The 22,544-nt window shown below is 47.6% G+C and carries 21 protein-coding genes; 19 read left to right on the forward strand and 2 right to left on the reverse strand.

Features of this window, described 5'->3' with window-relative positions; all coding sequences use genetic code 11:
- The first annotated feature begins 2 nt into the window (after positions 1 to 2).
- From ACJJI1_RS17235 to ACJJI1_RS17290, 12 genes are read left to right on the forward strand one after another with little or no spacing between them, the layout of a single operon-like run.
- Positions 3 to 1,022, forward strand: coding sequence for a hypothetical protein (locus ACJJI1_RS17235; RefSeq protein ID WP_444957409.1), 1,020 nt, complete (start codon positions 3 to 5; stop codon positions 1,020 to 1,022).
- The gene (locus ACJJI1_RS17240; RefSeq protein WP_413665412.1) at positions 1,015 to 2,877 is read left to right on the forward strand and encodes an acyl-CoA dehydrogenase family protein; all 1,863 of its coding nucleotides are present in this window, start codon (positions 1,015 to 1,017) and stop codon (positions 2,875 to 2,877) included. The genes ACJJI1_RS17235 and ACJJI1_RS17240 overlap by 8 nt, the downstream gene beginning before the upstream one ends.
- Positions 2,874 to 4,841: an NAD(P)/FAD-dependent oxidoreductase gene (locus tag ACJJI1_RS17245; protein ID WP_444957410.1), complete on the forward strand. Its 1,968-nt coding sequence runs from the start codon at positions 2,874 to 2,876 to the stop codon at positions 4,839 to 4,841. Before ACJJI1_RS17240 ends, ACJJI1_RS17245 begins: the two co-directional genes overlap by 4 nt.
- Positions 4,838 to 5,752 carry an alpha/beta fold hydrolase gene (locus ACJJI1_RS17250; protein ID WP_444957411.1) on the forward strand — a complete coding sequence of 305 codons (915 nt, stop codon included), beginning with the start codon at positions 4,838 to 4,840 and terminating at the stop codon, positions 5,750 to 5,752. The genes ACJJI1_RS17245 and ACJJI1_RS17250 overlap by 4 nt, the downstream gene beginning before the upstream one ends.
- Positions 5,749 to 6,879: a hypothetical protein gene (locus ACJJI1_RS17255; protein WP_444957412.1), complete on the forward strand. Its 1,131-nt coding sequence runs from the start codon at positions 5,749 to 5,751 to the stop codon at positions 6,877 to 6,879. The genes ACJJI1_RS17250 and ACJJI1_RS17255 overlap by 4 nt, the downstream gene beginning before the upstream one ends.
- Positions 6,880 to 6,881: 2 nt before the next feature.
- Positions 6,882 to 7,136, forward strand: coding sequence for an acyl carrier protein (locus ACJJI1_RS17260; RefSeq protein ID WP_282933202.1), 255 nt, complete (start codon positions 6,882 to 6,884; stop codon positions 7,134 to 7,136).
- A gap of 19 nt (positions 7,137 to 7,155) precedes the next feature.
- Positions 7,156 to 7,890, forward strand: coding sequence for a tetratricopeptide repeat protein (locus tag ACJJI1_RS17265; RefSeq protein ID WP_444896900.1), 735 nt, complete (start codon positions 7,156 to 7,158; stop codon positions 7,888 to 7,890).
- Positions 7,890 to 8,594: an ABC transporter ATP-binding protein gene (locus tag ACJJI1_RS17270; protein WP_444896901.1), complete on the forward strand. Its 705-nt coding sequence runs from the start codon at positions 7,890 to 7,892 to the stop codon at positions 8,592 to 8,594. The genes ACJJI1_RS17265 and ACJJI1_RS17270 overlap by 1 nt, the downstream gene beginning before the upstream one ends.
- Entirely contained in the window at positions 8,591 to 9,310 is a 720-nt protein-coding gene (locus tag ACJJI1_RS17275; protein WP_444957413.1) for a hypothetical protein, read from the forward strand. The genes ACJJI1_RS17270 and ACJJI1_RS17275 overlap by 4 nt, the downstream gene beginning before the upstream one ends.
- A 2-nt stretch (positions 9,311 to 9,312) precedes the next feature.
- The gene (locus ACJJI1_RS17280; protein WP_444957414.1) at positions 9,313 to 10,542 is read left to right on the forward strand and encodes an ABC transporter permease; all 1,230 of its coding nucleotides are present in this window, start codon (positions 9,313 to 9,315) and stop codon (positions 10,540 to 10,542) included.
- A gap of 12 nt (positions 10,543 to 10,554) precedes the next feature.
- Positions 10,555 to 11,307 (forward strand): outer membrane lipoprotein-sorting protein, encoded by a 753-nt coding sequence (locus tag ACJJI1_RS17285; protein WP_444905588.1) that lies wholly within the window; start codon positions 10,555 to 10,557, stop codon positions 11,305 to 11,307.
- Positions 11,308 to 11,319: 12 nt separating this feature from the next.
- Positions 11,320 to 12,663 (forward strand): hypothetical protein, encoded by a 1,344-nt coding sequence (locus tag ACJJI1_RS17290; protein ID WP_444932923.1) that lies wholly within the window; start codon positions 11,320 to 11,322, stop codon positions 12,661 to 12,663.
- On the opposite strand, the gene ACJJI1_RS17295 is transcribed toward ACJJI1_RS17290, so the two are convergent.
- On the reverse strand, positions 12,660 to 14,924 hold the full coding sequence (locus tag ACJJI1_RS17295; protein ID WP_444957415.1) for a tetratricopeptide repeat protein: 2,265 nt from the start codon (positions 14,922 to 14,924) through the stop codon (positions 12,660 to 12,662). The genes ACJJI1_RS17290 and ACJJI1_RS17295 overlap by 4 nt on opposite strands.
- A gap of 106 nt (positions 14,925 to 15,030) precedes the next feature.
- Between ACJJI1_RS17295 and ACJJI1_RS17300 the strand changes: the two genes are divergently transcribed.
- From ACJJI1_RS17300 to ACJJI1_RS17310, 3 genes are read left to right on the forward strand one after another with little or no spacing between them, the layout of a single operon-like run.
- The gene (locus tag ACJJI1_RS17300) at positions 15,031 to 16,080 is read left to right on the forward strand and encodes an HAD family hydrolase (RefSeq protein ID WP_444894150.1); all 1,050 of its coding nucleotides are present in this window, start codon (positions 15,031 to 15,033) and stop codon (positions 16,078 to 16,080) included.
- Between the two features lie 42 nt (positions 16,081 to 16,122).
- Complete coding sequence (locus ACJJI1_RS17305; RefSeq protein ID WP_444957416.1) at positions 16,123 to 17,685, forward strand: arylsulfatase; 1,563 nt, start codon at positions 16,123 to 16,125, stop codon at positions 17,683 to 17,685.
- A gap of 41 nt (positions 17,686 to 17,726) precedes the next feature.
- Positions 17,727 to 18,053 (forward strand): VOC family protein, encoded by a 327-nt coding sequence (locus ACJJI1_RS17310; RefSeq protein ID WP_444905583.1) that lies wholly within the window; start codon positions 17,727 to 17,729, stop codon positions 18,051 to 18,053.
- A gap of 17 nt (positions 18,054 to 18,070) precedes the next feature.
- On the opposite strand, the gene ACJJI1_RS17315 is transcribed toward ACJJI1_RS17310, so the two are convergent.
- Positions 18,071 to 19,051 (reverse strand): integron integrase, encoded by a 981-nt coding sequence (locus ACJJI1_RS17315; protein ID WP_444957417.1) that lies wholly within the window; start codon positions 19,049 to 19,051, stop codon positions 18,071 to 18,073.
- 942 nt (positions 19,052 to 19,993) lie between these two features.
- On the opposite strand from ACJJI1_RS17315, the gene ACJJI1_RS17320 reads away from it, so the two are divergent.
- The 4 genes from ACJJI1_RS17320 (at position 19,994) to ACJJI1_RS17335 (ending at position 22,451) form a co-directional block, all read left to right on the forward strand.
- The gene (locus tag ACJJI1_RS17320; RefSeq protein ID WP_444957418.1) at positions 19,994 to 20,434 is read left to right on the forward strand and encodes a hypothetical protein; all 441 of its coding nucleotides are present in this window, start codon (positions 19,994 to 19,996) and stop codon (positions 20,432 to 20,434) included.
- Between the two features lie 543 nt (positions 20,435 to 20,977).
- Complete coding sequence (locus tag ACJJI1_RS17325) at positions 20,978 to 21,286, forward strand: transposase (protein ID WP_444895975.1); 309 nt, start codon at positions 20,978 to 20,980, stop codon at positions 21,284 to 21,286.
- 8 nt (positions 21,287 to 21,294) lie between these two features.
- Complete coding sequence (locus ACJJI1_RS17330; protein WP_444957419.1) at positions 21,295 to 22,140, forward strand: IS3 family transposase; 846 nt, start codon at positions 21,295 to 21,297, stop codon at positions 22,138 to 22,140.
- Between the two features lie 50 nt (positions 22,141 to 22,190).
- Positions 22,191 to 22,451 carry a hypothetical protein gene (locus ACJJI1_RS17335; RefSeq protein WP_444932929.1) on the forward strand — a complete coding sequence of 87 codons (261 nt, stop codon included), beginning with the start codon at positions 22,191 to 22,193 and terminating at the stop codon, positions 22,449 to 22,451.
- The last annotated feature ends 93 nt before the right edge of the window (positions 22,452 to 22,544 follow it).

Genomic DNA, 22,544 nt, shown 5'->3' on the forward strand with positions numbered 1-22,544 from the left:
AGATGTTTATTAAAAACCTATGGGTAGACAGTGGCGGGCAGGTTGATCGATTACTTGATGCCTTGAGAGGACACCTGGATCAATATGATTTGTTACCAGAACTTATCTATGTGGTTTCTGCGGGAGAGGCTAATGTTCTACAGGATAGTCGGGTTGTAGAGTTTATAGCAGACCTTGAAGATGGTGGGCATAATATCCGATTTGTGGGTAGCGCCTGCACCAGCTTCCATGCTGCAGTATTGAGTTTTTCAAAGTGTAGTGAAGCCGAAGCTTTGATCTTAAATCTCGAACTGGGCAAAGAGCGGCAACAAGAGTGCCTGGATTCATTGGGTATTGGAGTTGGACCTGATCAAGATGGCTTAGATGTTCTTGTAGGTGTGGCGGCTACCTGGATCTGTCGAGAGTATTGTGAAACACATCTCTGTCAAATATCCAGCTGCGATATTCTCTCACAAGCGCCATCTTTATCTGGCGCACCAGATTTAGTAAAGAGTATTAAGCAGGTAATCTCAACCAACTCTAGTGATGATACTCGAGTAGTTTCCTTTGATATCCGCTCGAAATGGGCCAAGGGGCTCCTGAAAGGATTTTCGCACAGCGATAAGGCCTCATGGTTACCCAGTATCGAAGAGAACGGCTGGCACTATTTGAGTATTAAACCTCTGTCTGAATTGATCAACTACTACATTGAGGAAACGGTGACTGATCTATGGCTGTTAACTCTAGGGGGTGGCGGCAGGGTAGGTTGCCTGAAAATAGACATTCCTTCGCTCAATTTTCAGGGATTTCTTTCAAGATTGGTAAATGTTGAGAAATTGGTGTTGGAAGACGCCTATATAGATTTTAGTTCCGCCCAGCATCTGGCTGACACTCTAGGCCAGGATTACCTTTCGCATATTCGTGAGGCATTAAGGTATCCCAAGAGGATTTACCGTGGAAGACATAACCAGATATTTGACTGGGTATTAGGTGCAGGTAGTTGGCGTACGCTGTTGGAATATCAAGGAGCAAGACATGGATAATAATATTTATAAAACTGATATAAGAGAATTTAAATTCCTTATTGAAGAACAGTTCCATGAAGCTAAAACTCTGTTCAGTGACCAGATGTTTAAAGGGTGCTCACCAGAGATTCTCCATGAAATTTTAGTTCGGGCTAAAAAATTCTCTTATGAGGTTCTCGGGCCGGGATATCAGGATTCAGATCGAGAGGGATGCCAGTTAGAGAATGGGAGAGTGAAGCTCCCGAGCGCATTCCCTGAGATGTGGCAGAGGTTTAAGGAAGACTGGGGGAATATTTCCTCACTTGAGGGCGAACAAAATACAACTATTCCGCCCTTTGTAATGCAAATGCTCCTGGAAATGTTTATGGGGGCAAATCCAAGTTTTATGACTTATGGTGGTTTTTGCCTGCCGTCCTCCACCTTGGTGGAAAAATATGGAACCGATCTGCAAAAAGACCTGTTTAGGGACAAATTAGCCACCTCAGAGTGGACATCTTGTCTCTGCCTCACTGAACCCCAGGCGGGAAGTGATGTATCCCTTGTAGAGACTCGCGCTGCGAAACAGGAAGATGGCACTTATTTGTTAACGGGCGAAAAATATCTGATCAGTGCCGGTATGCACGACCTGACAGAAAACACCGTTTATTTCGTTATGGGGCGTGGCGAAAAAAGCGGCTCGGGCACCTACGGTTTGTCTTGCTTTATTGTGCCTAAGTACTGGGTTGAAGAGGATGGGAGTCTCGGCGAGTTTAATAATATAGAATGCATTTCTCTAGCTGAGAAAATGGGCTTTAAAGGGTGTGCAAACACTCACCTTCGGTTTGGTGACAATGGCCCCTGTAGAGCTTACCTGTTGGGGAACCGTGAGAATGTAGGCTTGTTGCAGTTTCTCACCTTGATGAATCAGGCACGAATCAGCACAGGTGTTTATGCCTTGGGTATGGCTTCCTCAGCCTACTACAATGCACTTTCCTATTCGACAAAGCGCTTACAGGGCAAGAGATTTCACGAGAGCTTTAGCTCTACCGCAAGCCGGGTCAATATCGTTGAGCATACCGATGTCCAGCGTATGTTGTTGGAAATGAAATCCAAGGTAGAGGGCTGTAGAGCACTGATTGCTAAACTGACATTGTCAGAAAGCTTAGTCAAAATCTACCAGGGGCAGGAAGACAAAAAGGATCGCATTGCTCACTATCAGGGTTTAATGAACCTGCTAACTCCAGTTGTTAAAGCCTATATCAGTGACCAGGCTTGGCGTATCTGTGAATTGGCAATTCAAACCTGTGGTGGTCAGGGGTATCTCAAGGATCTGGGTATAGAGCAATATGCCCGGGATATTAAAGTGCTGGCAATCTGGGAGGGAACGAATTATATCCAGAGCCAGGACTTGATCCGGGATAAGTTAGGATTGGGTAATTCCAGTAAGCTATTCCAATTCTATCAGGCAGAAATTGATAATTTCCTCAATCGGGCCACGGACTACCCTCAGTTTAAGATTGAATTTGAGCGCTTAAAGACCTCGTTTGGACATTTCGAGGCAGCACTGAAAGCTGTGCAGGTATGGGTGAAGACAAAAGAAATGTTCAAAATCCCTGCCTATAGCACACGTATTCTACATATGCTTGGTGATATAACCTTGGCTTGGCTTTTATTGGAGGCTGCATGCGCGTCATCAGATAAGTTGAGTCAGGACCTGAACGATACTGATGAGGAATTCTATCGCTCGAAAATTGTCAGTGCCAAATTCTTTATTCGCAATGAGTTACCCCGTACCAAGCTGGTGCTGGATATCCTTCAGGATCAGGACTCTTTTTGTGAAATGGACGCTTCCTCCTGGAATTCATTATTGTCAAATGTGGAGGCTGTCTCATGAACAAGCTTGATCAGCTGGAATCCAATTACGATGTAGTGATTATCGGTGGTGGATGGGCTGGCTTAACCCTGGCCCGTCAACTTAAGCTCAATGATGGTGCTTTAACCATATTGGTTGTTGAGGCAAATACTGAGTTTAAGGCCAAAGTTGGTGAAGCGACAGTGGAGATGACCGGCCACTACTTTATGAAGCAGTTGGGTTTGGTGAATTATCTCTATAGGAATCACTTGCCTAAAAACGGTCTGCGTTTTTTCTACGATAACCCTGAGCATACACTGTCATTAACAGAGATGAGTGAGCACGGAACCACCAGTATCCCGCCTCATCCAGCTTTTCAAATTGACCGGGCCAGATTGGAATCCGACCTTGTCGATATGAATAGGGCGAATGGCATAGAGGTTATTCGGGGCGTAAAAGCAAAAAATCTTAACATACAGCCAGGTGATGAACTCCATTCTATAGAGCTTATGGAAGATGGCGCTAGCGGAGTGGTTAACGCCCGCTGGTTAGTAGATTGCAGTGGTCGAAATCGGGTTGCTAAGAAGCATAAAAAGCTTACCCGTGTTGAGAATGTCCCTAAACACTTCTCTGCCTGGGGTAGGTTTAAGAACATACAGGATATCGACTCCATGGGAGATATGAATTGGAGGAAGAAGGCCTTTGGACGCTTTCTTTCAACGAATCATTTTTCTGGAGATGGTTACTGGGTTTGGTTTATACCCTTAAGTGGTGGCTATACCAGTGTAGGTATCGTTGGCGAGAATAGTAAATTCGACAAGCCGCCCACAAAGAAGCAAGATTTCCTAGATTTTCTGTTGGCTTATAGAGCTATTTCGGAACTTCTGGAAGGCGCCGAGCTTATTGATTTCGAGGCTTGGGGACAGCTTGCCTATAGAGCGGATGAGTTTATCTTTGAGGACCGCTGGGCCACCTCCGGATTTTCCTCGATGTTCCTTGATCCTCTGTTTAGTGGTGGGGGCGATATGATAGCCCTGTTTAATGACCATATTTGTAAGTACATTGTTGCCGATATCTCAGACAATAATCGTGATGAAGCTCAGCAGCGGCTTGCAAAAGAATTGCCGATCGCGAATCAAGTGGTCACAGAATTTTACCAGGGCCTCTATGCCCATGTAGCAAATGTATACCCGGTTATTGACTCTGCTGAACTGTGTTCTCCTTTGCTTGCCTACAATACCGCTGCTTATTTCCTGGAGAGTGCCTGGGATTATATGTCAGGTAATTATCTGGATCAGGAGTACTGGCTACGCAAGAGTTACCTGCGCCGTGGATATATGGCTCTTGAGTTAATTCTGCAACGCCTGTTAGTTGAAACGGCAAAAGAACTTAAAGCTCAGAATCGATATTTTCGCAGAAATAGTGAAGGTTTCTTTGAGTCCGGTGCCGATCACTATAAGTACTTTGTATATTTAATGGGAACCCAAGGCCGGGATGGTTGGCGAATCGATCTGCGGGTAAAACTTTGGGTTGAAGTTTTCCTGAGCGTTGTTCAGGCGCGACTCGACCTCCCTAAACTGGCAAACCGGATGGTTGTTCAGCAGGCTATTACCCTGCCTGATCTTTTACAAAAGCCAAATATGAATGGGGCTGACCTCAATTGGCTGCTTGAGAAGTTATCTATCAAGCTTACAGATCTAGTCAATGAGGATATGGCAGATCCAGTGAGCGTTATTGTATCGGAAGAGTCCTTCCACACAGATACGATTGAAGTTATGGATCTTGCGGGTAGCTACTCCAATAAAGAACTTGCTGAGGTTAACAAGAAAGCAAAATCTATCTGGGTGCAGACTCAGGAGTATATTGCGATCCCTAGTATGGTTCCTGTATTTCTTGCTTTTGCACGCAGTCAGCCGGATAACATAATGGATTCGGTCATTGACCAGCGTGAAGTTATGCGCACAGCTGAATTAGACTCTGCTCATGCGGATTCGGAGGTCGTGTGATTCAGGAGTTCTTTCAGGCGCGGGATGGAAAAAACCTTTCCTTTCGCTGGTTGCCTTGCGATGAATCTGACTTGGTGCTTGTCTGCATGCACGGGAGCACGTTCAGTAGCCAGTGGTATTTAATGTTCGGACGAATGGTACACCGGAACGGCATTAGTGTGTGTCTGCCGGACTGGCGAGGCCATGGCAAGAGCGAAGGTGTTCCGGGAGATCTCGATTATTCCGACCAACTGCAAGACGATCTTGCCGACCTATTAAAACACCTCAAAAAAAGAGGGGCTAAAGCCTTTGTACTTGGGGGGCACAGCGCGGGATCATTGGTTGCACTTAAATATCTGCACCTATATGGCAGTAAAGATATTGTAGGTTTTTTTGCGATAGCACCGCCGCTGACTCAGTCAGAGGAAACAAGAAAATACGATATTCCAGCATCTGGCTTTGAGTATTACATTCGTTACGGAAGGAAGCGTCACTATACGCGGCCTAGGGCATCGGCTGGTGATCAGAATCTGCCAAAAATAAAAATGCTGAAATATTGGCTGGCACTTTTGTTCCCCCCATTGAGAAAGCTATCAGTGCTTAGTTTTCCCCCGGTGGGATCAGCAGCGGGGAATCAGGGGAGAGTTCTGGACTGTACGTTTAACTTACTCAGCGCCTATAACGTAAAGAGATACGCAGATCTCTTTGCAAGTTTAAATGTACCCTGCCACTTTTTTGTTGGAGAGAAGGACGAAGTGCTTGATACCCACGTGCTCCACACCGTATTGAGCTGGTATCTCTCTCCCAATATTAGGGCTGGACTCACCGAGCTGCCCAGAGCTACTCATATGTCAGCTATTTCTGCTTCGGCGAAGCCTATTTCCAGCTGGTTGACAACTTTGGTGCGGCAACCTGAGGGAGCTGTTGCATGAGACCTAGCAAAGGCAAAACTCCCCTGATGAGAGAAAAAATGTTGCCCGTCGGTGGAGAGGTTTCACTGAGTTCATTTTTAAATGATGCCGATTGGGGGGCAGGGCATAGCGAAAATTGGACATCTTTAGGAACTATAAAGAGAAGTGATAAAAACACTTTTCACTTGCAAGTTGGCAATGCATTTCGATTTCCCCTTTATTATTACCTGAAGGACGATCGTCTATTTGTTGGTCAGGATTTATCACTATTTCCTGCTGTTGGTGCCGATACGGTAGATTGCCACTACTTAATTGAAATTGAGTATTTTGGTTTCTCCATAGAAAGAAAGAGCCTTTTGCAGAATGTTAAAATGCTCTTTCCAGAAGATGATGTTGTTATATCAGCCAGAGAACTGATTTGGCTCTCAGCTGAACATCATCAATCTGGGTCATTTGATGCCGCTCTGGTAATTCCTGAAGAAGCTACCGATAAACTCTACAACAGTTTACCTGAAGTAACCTCTAAGCTTTTCTCGCCTGTTGATACCACTTTTTATGCTCATATTGCCAATCGTTTGGCGGAGTCAAGCGGCACCAAATTAAAAGTGGGTAGACAAAGCCTGCCTTTAACGGTTGGCTATCAGGAGAAGCGGGCAAAGATCTTTAATAAGGCTCATAAAAATAGAGTCGTAGAAGGGATCGATCTACAAAGTTACACCGACATGGTGCAGGAAGAGTTGGATCGGGCTTGGCAGGACTCCGAATCAAGTCTCGATAGGGAAGATTATATCTTCCAAACTTTCTATCTGCCTTTTGCCCAGTTTTTACTCAATATACTGGCAATGAATACCAGCAAGATGGTGGAGATTGTTGAAGATTCGGGAGATGAGGGTGTAACTCCCCCGGCACTGTCAATAAGTGATAAACCTATCTGTAATATTTACGAATCTTTTCAGCGGGTGTTTTTTTATGGACACCATTGGCTTGCAAAAGTCTGGTTCTATATACCGCCCATGATCAGTTCTGCTGCCATAAAACAGCAGCAAAAATACTCAGAACGAGAGCAGCATGTTTGTGTTTTTACTTTAACATTGGACTACTTGCTGCGATTTAATAACTTAAAAACAGGAAATGTTACTGGAGAGTAATTATGTCTACAGCAGTTGTAGAGAACAAGGTACAAGAGCTTTGTGAGCAAATAGCTCTTATGCTGAATGTTGATGCTGTCGATGCAGATACACCCATTGCAGAACTCGGGGTGGATTCCCTGAATATTGTCGAGGTGATTCTAATTTGCGAGCAGTTATACCCGGGGGTGATGAGCCCTGAAAATCTTGTTTTCGACGAACACACCACCCTTAGGGAAATGGATGGTCAACTACTTGAAAACTCGGAAGAAGTCTAGCGTACTTCGGGAGCAGTCAATGTTTAAAAAAGTACTTACCATTCTTATCAGTAGTTTTTTTATTGGAAATGTTGTTGCCTGGTTTTCAGGTGCTGCTCCCATCGAGTTTGGCAAGATTGCCTATTCAGAAGGCGAGATGGAGCAGGTGGAGTTTCTCCAGCAGGAGATTGGTGAAAATAGTACAGACCCCGACTTGATGTTGGAGCTTGGGCAGTTATTTAGTCACCATAACGAGCTTGAAAAGGCTGCACACTTGCTGGAAGCCGCGTATCAACAGCGTCCAGACGACATGTTGATACGTGCAGCGTATTACTCTAATGAGGGCAAGCGCGCAGGTGCAATGTTTGATCCTGCGATGGGTCTTTACAAGCTCTACCGTCTACGCCATGCGATGGATGAGGTGGATCAGGCAGGTCTCAGTGCCGATTCAGACTTTAATGTGCGCTTGATACGGCTGATTACTTTTTCTTATGTAGGAGAAGTAAGCGGCCACTTTGAGCGGGTGTTCGAAGATGAAGCCTGGTTTAAGAATCTGATGGATTCAGAGCCCGATCTATTGCCGGCTGCTATGCAGCAGGTGGTGTATTTGTCTTTGGCTAATGCCTACTGGGTGAAAGCTGGAGAGGGCACTGAGGATTTGGCAGTGGCCAGGGATTACTACCAAAAAGCAATAGCAATGGCTCCTTGTCCTGCCACGATGCAAACCTCTTGTGAGCAACTGGGGCAAATGGCAGTCACCCTGGGTAAAAGTTAATGTTGGTTGAGCTTAAGCGTGTTTCAAAGCGCTATCGATTGGGCGATCTCTGGGTCGACGCCTTGCGGGATATAGATCTTGCCATCGATCGGGGTGAGTTTCTGGCTGTGAAAGGGCCCAGCGGTAGTGGTAAGAGCACATTATTGAATCTTCTATCCGCATTGGATCAGTGTGATTCCGGATCAGTTCATATTGATGGCGTTAATCTTGGGAGTTTGGGAGAGCATCAGCGCTCCCTGTTCCGAGGTCGTCATATTGGGATTGTTTTCCAGTCTTTTAACCTGATTCCCGTGCTTACAGCACTTGAGAATGTGATGTACCCGCTGACACTGCGGGGGGCTAACAATGCCAGGCAACTAGCGTTAGACGCTCTGGAAGCAGTAGGGCTTGCCAAGTTGGTTAATCAGCGTCCTACCCAGCTTTCGGGGGGGCAGATGCAGCGAGTGGCGATTGCCAGGGCAATTGTCAGTAAGCCGGATCTGGTGCTTGCGGACGAACCCACAGCCAATCTGGATTCGCGCACGTCGGAGAGCATTATGAGCCTTATGAAGCAGCTCAACCGGGAGCAGGGTGTCACTTTTATCGTAGCCACCCATGATGATTATGTAACCAGCTTGGCATCCCGTGTTATCACGGTACGAGATGGTCATTTGGTAGAGGATACAGCTTCGCCTCAAGGTATTGTTCAGGAGGCTATTGCATGACAGCAATCATAAAAATGTTGCTGGCTAGGGGCCCGCTAACTAGAGCGGCTTTGGCTATTTCAGTTGTATTCTTAATTTCTGCACCAGCTTTGGCTGAAGACTTCGTCTATCCAACTCCGATTCCATTCACCAATAGCGAAAGGGAAGCGCTGTTTGCTGCTGTCAATGGAGAAACGACCAGTGAGCAGAGAAAGCAGGCCTACTTGGCTCAGCTTGCGCGCCTTACGTCGATGGAAGATGCAGAGTTGCAGGATGTTGAGGAGTTAGAGGCTCTGATGCAGTCACTGGTGGAGAGTCTCCCGGATGACCCCGAACTCAATGCTGCATTGGGATCGACAACTTCCTTTAAATCCAGCTTCTACCTTGATCGATTGGCAAAACTATCGCTGTTCTCCAGACGAGGCAATCGCATGATGGATCGGGCTGTTAAACAATCTCCATTCAATCTGGGCGCCCGCCTTCAGCGGGGAATCAGCTGTGCCAATATGCCGGCCTTTCTAAAAAGAGCGCGCTACGCTGTTGAAGACCTGGAGCTGGTGAGGGAACAGGTGGGCTATCGGTTCGGTAAAGAATTTCTTGGCTTTGTAGAGTTCTACCTTGCCCAGGCTTACGAGCGCAATAAACAGCCCGATGATGCCCGGGTTCTTTGGGGAAAGGTGGCCGAGTCGGATACCGACTGGTCCGCTAAAGCCAAGCTGGCGCTTCGGAGTATTTAGTCATGGGCTTGGGTTGGAAAGTTGCACTGCTGAATATTATGCGTAACGGGCGCCGCAGCCTGATTACCTTGGCTGCGATCGTTTTCGGTTGTACCAGCCTGATTATTTTTGGCGGTTTTGTACAGTCGATGTATGAGGGGATGCGGGAGAGTATGATCCGCTCGCAGCTTGGTCATATACAAATCTATGCCAAAGGCTACAACCAGTTTGGCAAAGCGGAACCGGAAAAATACCTGATTGCTGATGGGGATCTACAAAAGATTTCCGAGCTGGTAGAAAACGAAACCGATACACTGGTGGTAGCACCACGCCTTAATTTCAATGGCCTGCTTAGTGATGGCAAGCAATCGATAGCCATCACTGGAATTGGTATCGATGCGGAGAAAGAAGTGATGCTTTCCTCTGCAATTCAGATTGTTCAAGGGGACGATCTATTTCCAGAGGATATTTCTGCTGCCCACCTTGGAGAAGGCTTGTTCAATGCTCTGGATGTTCAGATTGGGGACTACTTGACCCTGTTGGCAAGCACCCAGGATGGGGCAATCAATGCTGTCGATGTACAGGTGATGGGGGTAATCACAACCGGTGTTAAGGAACTGGATGATCGCTTGCTCAGGGTGAATTTGCCTCTGGCCCAGGAATTACTCTATACGTCAGATATTACACGGCTAGTGGTTTTACTGGAGGAGACCGAACTTACATCTACCTCAATTGCGACTCTGGCCAGTGTCTTTGAGCAGAACGATTTGAACCTAGAAATAAAAAGCTGGGAAGAACTGGCGGGTTACTATCATCAGGTTGTTGGCCTGTTTAACGGAGTTTTTGGTTTTATTACCGTAATTGTGTTGGTAATCGTCGCGTTGAGTATTTCCAATACCATGTTGATGGCAGTAATGGAGCGTACCCGTGAGCTGGGTACTATCCGAGCCATGGGCGGTACTCCCCGGCAGGTTGTAAACCTGATTTTACTAGAGTCGGTATTTCTCGGTTTGATCGGAAGTTTGCTGGGGCTACTGATTGGTGCACTGGCAGCCAAGGGAATTACCTATGCCGAATGGATGATGCCTCGGCCACCGGGCAGTACCCAGGATTATCCTATCCGTGTGTTTGTCGTGCCGGATATCTTATTGAAAACATTCCTGTTGGGTTTTTGTATTTCACTTGTTTCCAGCCTTTATCCAGCGATAAAAGCATCCCGGCTGCCGGTAGTAAAAGCACTTAGGTTTACTTGATTTGGGTCTTCTATGTATAAGTTGAATTCTTTTTATGGGTGGGTGTTGGCGATAGCCTGCTTGTTGTTTAGCTACTCAAGTTATGCATCGGTTTCGGCTGAGTCACTGGTTAATAAGCTGGATGACTTTCGCGGGTTCAGGGATCAGGGTTTTAGCTTTGATATCACCAATATCAGCTATAAAAAGGACAAGGAGCCCCGCACCAATAAGCTCAGTGTCAAAGTATTTAATGAGCAATCACTGATCCAATTTTTGGCGCCCGCCCGGGAAAAGGGCAGGGCAATGCTAAAAGAGAGCGCCAATATGTGGCTCTATATTCCCGGTACGCGCAGGGTTATCCGGATTGCGCCCTCACAGCGATTAATAGGCGAGACCAGTAACGGTGATGTAGTGGGGGCAAATTTTTCCCGGGATTACACGGCAGAGCTGCAAGGGCAGGAAACTGTTGATGGGGAAGATTACTGGGTGCTGTATTTATCGGCAAAATCCTCTGGAGTTGCCTATGACAAAGTAAAAATTTGGATGGCACAGGCTGAGGGAAACCTGCCTTTAAAGGGGGAGTTTTATACCCGATCCGGGCGCCTCCTTAAAACAGCGCACTATAAAGAGTTCAAGCAGTTTGAAGGCGAGCTGAAACTGCATAAATTACTCTTGGTGGATGCACTCATTGACGAGAGTTATACCTGGATGAAATTCGATGACTATCGTCTTGAGAGCCTGGACCCGGCAATTTTCCAAAAAGGCTCCCTTGGCAGGCTGAATTGAGGTGAGTCGGTAATGGTTATCAGAATCAGGACAATTCTCCCATTTATACTCCTTCCTCTCGCTTTTGCTGAAAAAGTTGCCGGTGCCGAAGGCTATCAAGATCCTTTCGAGACCAACTCGGAACTTTTCGATGAAGTGAGCACTGAGGAAGGGGTTTCTCGAGTTGTTTGGGATGTTGATGCTTCGCTACTCGGGTATCACCAGCAGAATGAAGTTAGGGATGATCCCTATTTCGATCCGGGTCTGTTTGTCTTTGATGAACAAGAGTCTTTACTTGCTCTGGATCTCAGTGGCCAGTTTTCCCTGGGAGCACACTTCTCAGTTTACTCGCGGTTTGCGGCGATAGAGCACTATCGGTCTAATGAGGCTGGAACATCTGAAAAAGAGACAGAATCCCATCTGCTAGAGGGGTATTTCTCTTCTTACACTGACAACCGAAGGTTTGGTATTAACGTCGGTCGGATAAAACCTCAGTGGAGCAACGGTTACAACTGGTCTCCAGCAAATCTATTAAAAGCCACTTTTGACCGCCCCAATCTGGATGCCGATGAACTTACCCAGCAACTGGGCTGGGATATGGCCCATCTCGATTTCCGCTATGGTCGCTGGAACACCGGCATTTATATGGCTCAGGTTGAGGACGATCTGGATGGTCACTTTGACACTAGCGTAAATGACCATGAGTTTCAGTACGCACTCGTGGTGAATCGTGAAGGTGACTTGGATACCCGCTTGGTACTACATCAGATAGAGGGGGAGGCAACCAATGTCGCTTTCGGGTTGAGTACTTTGGCTGGAGACAGTGCCACACTCAGGTTGGAGGGGGCTTGGGAACATCAGCGGGAGTTACCGCAGCCGGGCGAACTCTCCTATTTTCCAGCAGAGGACGATGGTTATTTGAAGCTGGTACTTGGTACTCAGCTCAGCTTCAACCAGGGATGGGATGTTACTGCGGAGTATCTGTATAACCAGCATGGATTCGATGATGACGAGTGGGGTTTGGTTCAAACGCAGGTAGATAGTGCAAAGAACGGATTGAACAGCGCGCAGATTTATGAGGCGATTTCTTTTCTGTCTGACAGTTTTAACCTTTTATCTACCGGACAACTACGGCAGGAGTATTTGTTCTTGATGTGGGGTAACACCCGGCTGGATAAGAAGTTTCAATATCGCCAGAGTGTGCAATACAACCTGGATGACAAGAGTCAGTACCACAACCTGGAATTGATTCAGAACTGGACTGAGCATTTTAGTACTCGACTGCAAGCCCAGTTTTTCCGGGGTTGTGAGTCCTGTGAATTTGGTCTGCTGCCTACTGAAAGGCTTCTTAGGTTAAGTCTCTATTATGATTTTTAGCGCTTGCTGGCTAAAAGTGCTTCATATTTTTGTGCGATTTCCCGCTTGCCGGATTCCCTGCTAATAGAAATTAATGCCCGCAAAATATCCAGGTCCTGCGGAAACTGGTGATAGCCGTCTTCTAGAATATCCAGGGCGAGTTCGCTGTTGCCTTCTGAGTGAACGGCTATGGCGTATACGTAAAGATACCGGCTCTGGGTTTGCTCATGCTCAGCCGCCGCCTTTAGAAAACCCATTGCCTCCTGGTGGCGGTTCTGACGAACCAGGGAAAGTCCTAAGGCATGCTGGATTACGGCGATATCCTCACTCTTCGAAAGTGCCCCTCTGAGTAATAATTCCGCATCGGTTTCACGTCCACTTGCCCGGTAAAGGTCGGCCAAGTTGATATAGGCGGGTGTGTAGTAGGAGGCCTTGGTTATTGCTCGGCGATAGAAGGCTTCCGCTTGTTGCGTATTTCCTCTCTGGAAATGGAGGTTGCCCAGGTTTACCAGGGATTCCGGTCGGTCGCTGTTGAATAATTCTGAGGTGGTATAGGTTTTAAGGGCCTTTGAGTATTGCTGATGTACTTGCGCGGGCATAGTCCCGATCTGAGCATCGGTAACGCCATTGGCAGCCAGCGACCTGGTCACGGCCATTTTACTGAAAAGCAGCGGTACACCGATCATCAGTCGTAATTGCTCCGGTAGTTCATCCAGAGACTGCGCAAGGGCCAGGTTTAATAATGGTTCTTCGCTCTGGGCAATTTGTTGGAGTAACTGAGCGGAATTTATCGTCAGGTAGCGCGGTAACAAACGGATTGCGCTGGCCCGAACAATCTCCGGTTGACTGCTGTCCTGAATAAGGTCCATTAACATCTTATCGGCCTCGCTATCCCCGCGCATAGCTGCGTGCAATGTCTGCCCGTAGTGAGGGGGAGGTGAGCCGTATTTGTCTTCCAATATCTTCGCTGCCCACTGGCTCGATTTATCTTGATGGCAGCTGTTGCAAGTATTGGGGGTGTCCAGCGCCTCGGAAAGGTCAGGTCGGGGAACGCGGAAACTGTGATCCCGGCGCCCATCCACCTGCATAAAATTTTTCGTCGGCATATGGCAGTTTGTGCAGCGGGCACCGGGGCTTTGAGTTGGGTGCAGATGGTGATCAGTACGGGCGAATCGCTCCGGCATATGGCACTGGGCACAAACTGCATCACCAGCTGCTCTCAGTTGTAGACTGTGGGGGTTATGACAGTGGCTACAGGTAACACCTGCAGCGTACATTTTGCTTTGCAGAAAAGATCCGTACACGAATACCTCGCCATCGGCCTGGCCATCTGCGTGGTAGAGAGGCTCTTGCAGAAGTGTGAGGTTGAAATGATCCAGTAATTCGCTGTTAGCCTGCGCTCCCGGTAAATGGGTACTCCGCCGAGAATGGCACTGGGCGCAAGTTGTTATTTCACGCTGGATGGCTGCCGATGGCGCAAGCTTGGCTATCCCCGTTTGCAGATCCATTCCCCGGAGCTGTTGGGTTGGGTCAATAAGATGGGGATCAAGCCCTTTATTCGGCAATGCCTCATTCTGTGTTTTTGCCCACTGAAGGTGTCTCGATCCCGGGCCATGACAGGATTCGCAACCGACACTGATTTCTGACCAGGATGTCTGGTAGCTATCGGTTTGTAGGTTATAGGCCTTTTGCAGATTGGTGGAATGGCAGTCGGAACACATAAAGTTCCAATTCTGGTTTATGCCGGTCCAGTGCAGGGGATGTTGATGGTCTATCGCTTGATCGGGATAGAGATGGAACCAGCGCTGGCCACCGATAGATTTGTCCCGGCTATCCCAAGCGATACTCAGTGCCTGAAGACGACCGCCTCCCAAATCAATCAAGTATTGCTGTAAAGGGTGGACACCAAATGTATAGGCAAGGGGATAGTCCTGGAGGTCTTCACTGGGCCCATCAGTGCGTACGTAATAGCGTCCTTCCTTTTGATAGAAGTGAGATTTCTGCCCCTGATATTCAAATGCCACCCCGGAGAAATCACCGAGAACGCTGTTGCTATTGGCGGCCTGCATTGCCAGCTGGTGGTGGGAACCTTGCCAGGCACTGGCCTCATCTTTGTGGCATAGGGCGCATTGCGCGGAGCCCACGAAAGTGGCTTCTGAGCTAACTGCTTCGTCCTGGCGCTTGAGAGGTTGGGTATCAACCGGCTCTTCGTTACCACAAGCCACCAGAACGAGACAGATAAGGCTGATTTGGAGGAGGCTAGTGCCAGCTATATTTATCACGGTTTTTTTATTGTGATGAGTTCTTATCTTAGGGAGTTATTCAGAGGCCCCCTAGGCCAAAAGATTAGTTCATGTGCCGTAAATGTCATTTTGTGAGAGGGCCAGAATGCTGGATTGGAAATTTAGGGTTGCCCTGAGCCGAGGGTGTCTATTGCTGGTTTTGGCAATCAGCTTACCGGCACTCAGTTCTCCCTTGCCATCCTGGCAAGATGGCGTTAAAGCCCAAATTGTGGACTTTGTTGACAAGGTTACCCGAAAGGACAGCGCCGACTTTATACCTGTCGGTGAACGTATCGCGGTATTTGATAATGATGGCACCCTCTGGTCCGAGAAGCCCGTGTATTTCCAGCTGCTCTATGCCGCCGATGAAGTTAAAAGGCTAGCGCCCCAACACCCAGAGTGGAAAACCCAAGAGCCCTTCGCTTCGATCCTAAAGGGCGATTTATCAAACCTGCTGGGGCAAGGCAGGGAAGGTTTGGAAGTAATGCTTACTGCGACTCATGCGGGATTGAGTACGGATGCCTTCCAGCGCTCTGTTGCCCAATGGCTCAGGAGCGCTAAGAACCCGGAAACTGGCAAGCACTACAGTGCGATGGTGTTCCAGCCCATGCTGGAGTTGCTGGAATACTTAAGAGCAAATGGTTTTAAAACCTACATTGTTTCGGGGGGCGGCACTGATTTTATTCGAGTGTTTTCCCAGGAGTTATATGGAATCCCCCCAGAGCAGGTTATCGGCAGTCGCCTAAAGTCCCGCTATGAAAATGGGGGTGGTCACCCCTATATCGTGAAATTAGATGAACTGGCCTTCCTCACTGATAAACAGGGGAAGCCTATCGCAATCAATGACGTGATTGGCCGGAGGCCGGTTTTTGCCGCAGGCAATTCCGATGGTGATTTACAAATGCTGGAATGGACCACCGCCGCCAAGGGGTCGCGTTTTGCCATGCTGATTCACCATACCGATGCCAAAAGAGAATGGGCATACGATAAGAACTCCTCAGAGGGGCGCCTGGACAAAGCGCTACAAGCCGCTAAGGCAAATAGCTGGTTAGTGGTAGATATGGCGAAGGATTGGCGGACGGTGTTTCCGCCAGAAGAGAAGGATCAATCAAGCCAGGGGCCGGTGATTCCTCAAGTTCCCGCCTACCAGGACTAGTCTTAAAGCGGTGTATTGAGCCTGCCAATATTGAGGTGTGTAATGCTCCTGATCTCCCAATCCCGTCTCCGACAGTTCCTTTTGGTTGTACTGGCTGCTGTATTCCTTTCCCCTGGTAGCCTCTTCGCGCAGACCAAACCCAATATTTTGGTGATCTGGGGAGATGATATTGGCATCTGGAATATCAGCTTCAACAGTCGCGGCATGATGGGCTACACCACGCCCAACATTGATCGGCTGGCGGTAGAAGGGCTCTCTTTTACCGATTACTACGGCCAGCAATCATGCACAGCAGGCCGCGCGGCTTTTTTAGCGGGTAATGTCCCAGTGCGCACTGGCATGACTAAAGTGGGGCTTCCAGGTGCCAAAGAGGGGTGGCAGAAGAGTGATGCCACTATCGCCACGGTAATGAAAAGCCTGGGTTATGCCACCGGCCAGTTTGGTAAAAACCACCAAGGGGATAGGGACGAACACCTGCCCATCAACCATGGCTTTGATGAATTTTTTGGCAATCTCTATCACTTGAATGCGGAGGAAGAGCCTGAGAACCGGGACTATCCCAAAGACCCTGAATTCCGCAAGAAGTTTGGCCCCAGAGGAGTGATTAAAGCCAAGGCCGGCGGACCAATCGAAGATACCGGCCCCCTTACCAAGAAACGGATGGAAACCATCGATGATGAAACCCTAGCGGCAGCTATCGACTTTATCGAACGTGCACACGCGGCTAAGACCCCATTCTTTGTCTGGTGGAACGCCACCCGGATGCACTTTCGCACTCATGTCAGAGAGGAGCACACAAACCTTGCGGGCCCCAACAGCAATGAGTATATGGATGGCATGGTTGAGCATGACATTCTGGTAGGAAAGCTGCTAAGTGTGCTCGATCGCCTGGATATCACTGACAATACCATTGTGTTTTACTCCACGGATAACGGTCCCCACTTCAACACCTGGCCTGATGCTGCAACTACGCCATTTCGCAGTGAGAAAAATTCCAATTGGGAAGGAGCTTATAGGGTGCCAGCCTTTGTACGCTGGCCGGGCAAATTTCCAGCGGGTACTACGCTGACAGGTATTGTCTCCCATGAGGACTGGCTGCCGACCCTCGCTGCGGCCGGGGGGAATCCGAATATCAAGGAACAGCTCAAGGACGGGGTCGAGCTCAATGGGCGCGAGTACAGAAATTATGTTGATGGCTACAACATGATGGATTACTTCACCGGCAAAGCAAAACTTTCACCAAGAAAAGAATTTATCTACGTAAATGATGACGGCCAAATTGTAGCTATGCGCTACGAACCCTGGAAGGCTATTTTCCTGGAAAATCGCGGGCGGGGTTTTGAAGTCTGGCGAGAGCCCTTTACTGAATTACGAGTGCCACTATTGTTCAATTTGAGGCAAGATCCTTTTGAAAAAGCCCAACACAACTCGAATACCTATAACGACTGGTTTATAGACAGGGCTTTTGTCCTGGTTCCCATGCAGCAACTCGCATCAAAATTTTTGCAAACTATGAAAGAATATCCACCCAGCCAGGTACCTGGGTCTTTTAATTTGGATAAGGTACAGGAGCAGCTGGAAGCTGGAGCGAGTGGTAGTAACTAAAAATGTAGATACCAACACAAGTATCAATAAAGGTAGGGCCCATGGATAAAATTCATATCGCACTGTCGACTAATCAGATAGAAGAGTCAGTTGCCGACTACAGTAGAAGATTAAATACTGCTCCCTGCGTGCATGTGCCCAATGAATATGCTTTATGGCGAACTGCCACTGTTAACTTATCGATTCGCCATGATCCAAATTGTGAAAGCGGCACGCTAAGGCATCTAGGGTGGGAATCGGATGGTGCCGATACATTTACCGCAGAAACTGACATTAATGGCATTACCTGGGAACACTTTAATGCTGAGCTTCAGGCAGATGAAATCAACAAGGCTTGGCCCAAAGCCAGCTACCACCCAAAGACATAGCTGCCGGGGGACCGAAATCAGTCAAGAGGGCTGGTAACACCGCGCTCATGTACGCCTATAACATGGGTGTAAATCATGGTTGTACTGATATCGCTGTGGCCAAGCAGCTCCTGAATATTGCGTATATCAGTACCAGCACGTAAGAGGTTGGTAGCAAAAGAGTGGCGAAATGTGTGGCAACTCGCCTTCTTACGGATATTGAGGGCTGAAACGGCCTTGGAAACCGCCCGTCTTACTTGTTGCTCACCAATATGGTGCCGTCGCATCATATCGCTGCGAGGGTCTTGCGATCGAAATCGAGCAGGGAACACATATTGCCAAGCGGCACTTGTAGCCGCGTGTGGGTACTTTTTTGACAGTGCGAAAGGTAAATAGACATACCCATAGCCTTCTGCCAAATCCTGCTGATGTAGAGAGAGCGCATGTGCAATCTGCACCTTGAGGGGCTTAATCAGAGACCGAGGCAGCAGTGTTCTTCGCCACTTCTCCCCCTTGGATTCCCGTACTATCAAGCATTGATCACTAAAATCAATGTCCTGCACCCTGAGCCGCACAGCTTCCATAACTCTAAGGCCTGAGCCATACATTAATGAAGCGGCAAGCTTATATGGGCCACTAAGGTACTCTAATACTGAAGTTGCCTCTTCATGGCTAAAGGTAACAGGCAATCGCTTAGGCCGATGGCTTTGTTCGAACTGTAGTTGCCCTAACTCAATATCCAGAAACTGCTTATAGAGAAAGACAACCGCATTCAAAGCCGTTCTCTGAGTGTTTGCTGATACATTGCGATTAGCGGCAAGGTGACTTAACCACTGATCTATTTCAGACTTTCCAAGGTCCTGCGGATGTTGCATCCCATGAAAGCGTATAAAGTCTTTCACCCAGAAACAGTATGTCTTCTCTGTTTTGTATGCCAAATATCGAGACCGAATAAACGTCCTAAAGCGGTCCATAAAGCGGGATGGCCGCTTGGGAAGCGGAATAGGGATGTCGTCCATCTCCACAGTCTCAATACTGTATGGATTAACAGTTTACTGAACATTTGGCTGGGAGTCAGCAGGATTTTCGATCAGTTTGACTGTTATTTTTGGCTAGAGGCAAAAATGATTGAAAACCTGATGTATTACAATAGGTTAGAGAGATCGTATAAAATGGGGATAGTAGGCAAAGTGATCGTTTTTACATTTGGAACAGTGGTTCTGAAAGTTGGATAACTTGCTGATTCTCCTTGGATTTTGAGTATTTTTTCGCTAGATTGATTCCAGGATAGTAATCAGGATAATAGTGATCAGAATGATTACTATATAACTGTTAAATACAGGGAATTAAATGAAGAAAGGAAACAAGACTACAAGACTACAGGAATACAATTGCTGATCTTATTGGGCTTGTTTGTTGCTTCTATCGTTTGGTGGAGGCTTTGGTTTTACCAAGGCTTTGTTGGTCCCATTCCTTTCTTACATTGGTTTATCCACGTGGATGGTGAGGCCTCGTATGACTTAACCTATTGTGAAATGTTTATTCAACTCATACTGGTTTGGTTATCATCTAATGTGTTTTACTATGTTAAAAAACGTTATGGTAAAAGCATTTAACCAGCTCAGGCACGCGACCCACTTTTCGTTCCGCCTTTCGGCTCCACAAAAAGCGCTCGCATGCTAAAGACGTTATTGTGGCGGTCATTTTTTAGATGGTTTGTAGTTGCTGCAAGTAACAATCTCTACCTGAACACGCTTCGCCAGAGAGTTCTCCTTCAAACTGGTACCGCAGTTTCGTTCAAGTGCCTTCGTTTAAAGCCAACAAGTTCTGCAAGCCAGCTGCACCATTGTGGAGTGCTAATCAGCTAGTTAACTGGTGGGAAAAGTATGGTATTTTTCCCTGTAAATTTATCTGGCAGTGGCCAGCCAAAGTTGGCTGGCAGAGAGCAAGTAGGTTGTTCAGTGCGCGCCAGCTATAACCAGGCCAAGCAGGCTCACCCAGCCCCTGTGGGGCTAGGCTGGACAGCCTACGCAGCGCGCTTCGCACGCAAACGCTCCGACTGCCCCTGTTGGCAACGTTATGTGAATAGCATGATCAAATATACCGTTATTTGCCTTGGCCTTTTTTGCTCAATGGTGCATGCCAAGGACATCGAAATTGAAGTAGACGATTGCGGCCCTCTTGCAAGAGGCGAGCTTGGTGTCGTTTTCAGCTTAAAGCCGCATGGCTCTGGTATTTCATATTTTGCGAAAGGCCCAGCCATGGAAGTTTGCACGAACTTAACTAAAGCAAAGAGGGTTATTGGCTACGTAGAACCTTATTGCAAGAACTTCGAGCCTATTCACCCTAAAGAATGTGACCATAGAAAGGTATTTGTAATTAAGGAGTATATTTTTGAGTAAATCACATAACAAGTTGCTCAAGTACACTCCGGTCGCAAAAAGCGCGGCCTCCGCGGGACAGCCTACACTACGTTTCGGCAGCCCCTTAGCAAGGCGTTATTGTGGCGGTCGGTTTTATTGATTTTTCGTGGTAACTGAAGATTTCGTGCCACTAAATAGCATCTGGTATTGAGCAATTTTACTGATTGCTATTCAGGCAGTTTCGCTACAAGAGTGTTCGCTCGGGTGTTGTAAAAAGAGGCAGTCCGCTGCAATTTCGCGGATTGCCAGTAAGATAGGAATTGGTTAGGGAAAGTGCGGTATTCTTCCCTCGTAAATATTGGGCAGCGGCCAGCCAAACTATGGCTGGCAAAGTGCTAGTAGCCGGTCCCGAGCGCGCCAGCCATAACCAGGCTAGTCAAGCTCGCCCAACCCCTTCGGGGCTGGGCTGGACAGCCTACGCGTTGCTTCGGCTGCCCTTGCTAGCGGCGTTAGGTTTAAGACTTACCCACGTTTAGTAGACACCCTGTATAGTTAGGTTTAGGCCTAACACGGAGGTGTATCATGGGTAAGAAAAGAACTCAGGCGTATACGGAGGAGTTCCGCAGAGAAGCAGTTAAGAGAGCGGAAAAGCCTGGAGCAACAACGGCTTCTGTGGCGCGAGAGCTAGGCGTCAGCGCACAGCAGATCTACAACTGGCGTCGTCAATTTAATCGACTGTCTGATAAGCAGTTCAATAGTTTAGACGGTGTCGACTATTCCAAACAGGAAAGCGCTGAAGTTCGCAAACTCAAGAAGGAGCTGCATGAAGCTCGTCAGGAGGTTGAGTTTCTAAAAAAGGCAGCTGCGTACTTTGCGAACCACCAAGAGTAAAGTACGCATTGATACAAGAGCATGTAGGGTCATTCCCGGTTAGCTTGATGTGTCGGTGTTTAGAAGTCTCAAGATCGGGTTATTATCGATGGCGGGGGCGATTGCCATCTGCTCGCACGATTAGAGAGATACGAACAATCGAGAAAATCCGAGAGACGTTTGCTGAGTTTAAAGGTCGTTATGGCGCGCCTAGAATTGCTTGCGAGCTTCAAGGGTTAGGTGAGCCACGCTCGCGGAACTACGTCGCTAAGCTTATGCAACAGGAACATATTAAAGCGAGAAACGGCAAAGGCTTTCGATATAGTCAGCCCGTGGAGGGGAGCATTAACGTCTCCGCCAACTTACTTAAGCGTTGCTTTGATGTGGATCGACCAAATTGCCGCTGGACCAGTGACATTACGTATATCTGGGTTCTGGATAGGTGGCTATACCTCGCGGTAGTTATGGATCTGTACTCTCGACGTATTGTAGGTTGGGCATTCGACTCGCAGATGACCGATGAATTGACACGTCGAGCATTGAAAATGGCCCTAGAGCGACGACCAATAAAGCCTGGACTGCTAGTTCACTCTGACAGGGGTGTGCAATATCGATCGCAGAAATACCAGGATCTCTTGTCCGAAAGCAAGTGCAAGCCGAGTATGAGTCGCCAGGCTAACTGTTGGGATAATGCGGCAATGGAATCATTCTTTAGCAGGCTAAAAGTCGAGCTGGTCTATGCCGGAACATTCGAAAGCGAAGAGCAAGCAAAATCTGAGGTGTTTGAATACATTGAGATTTTCTACAATAGGGTTCGTAGGCACTCTGCATTGGGCTATGTAAGTCCAGCAGAGTATGAGCGAAAATACGCATAGTTAGAGTGTCTACTTTTTGTGGGCAAGACCAGTGTCAATGAGTAGGAAATATGATTGATGTCATTGATGGGTTTAAAACAGGTGGTTGCGGTAAAATTTTTATCAGACACTTACTTAAGCTTATTTTTACATTGTGTGCCTCAATAGTTCTTGTAGGATTGATTCGCTTCTTACTTGGGAAAGATGAGATAATACCTCTTGGTGCTGAATTCATAGGCGTTTTAATAGCTTTGGTATTAGTGCACTTAGTTGATTTCATGCGTGCGGTAATTAAAAATGGCGAGCATTCTGATATACCTCCAACCACATAACCAGGCCAAGCAGGCTCGCCCAGCCCCTGTGGGGCTAGGCTGGACAGCCTACGCAGCGCGCTTCGCACGCAAACGCTCCGGCTGCCCCTGTTG

Source organism: Microbulbifer maximicatervae (SeqCode), assembly GCF_052467065.1.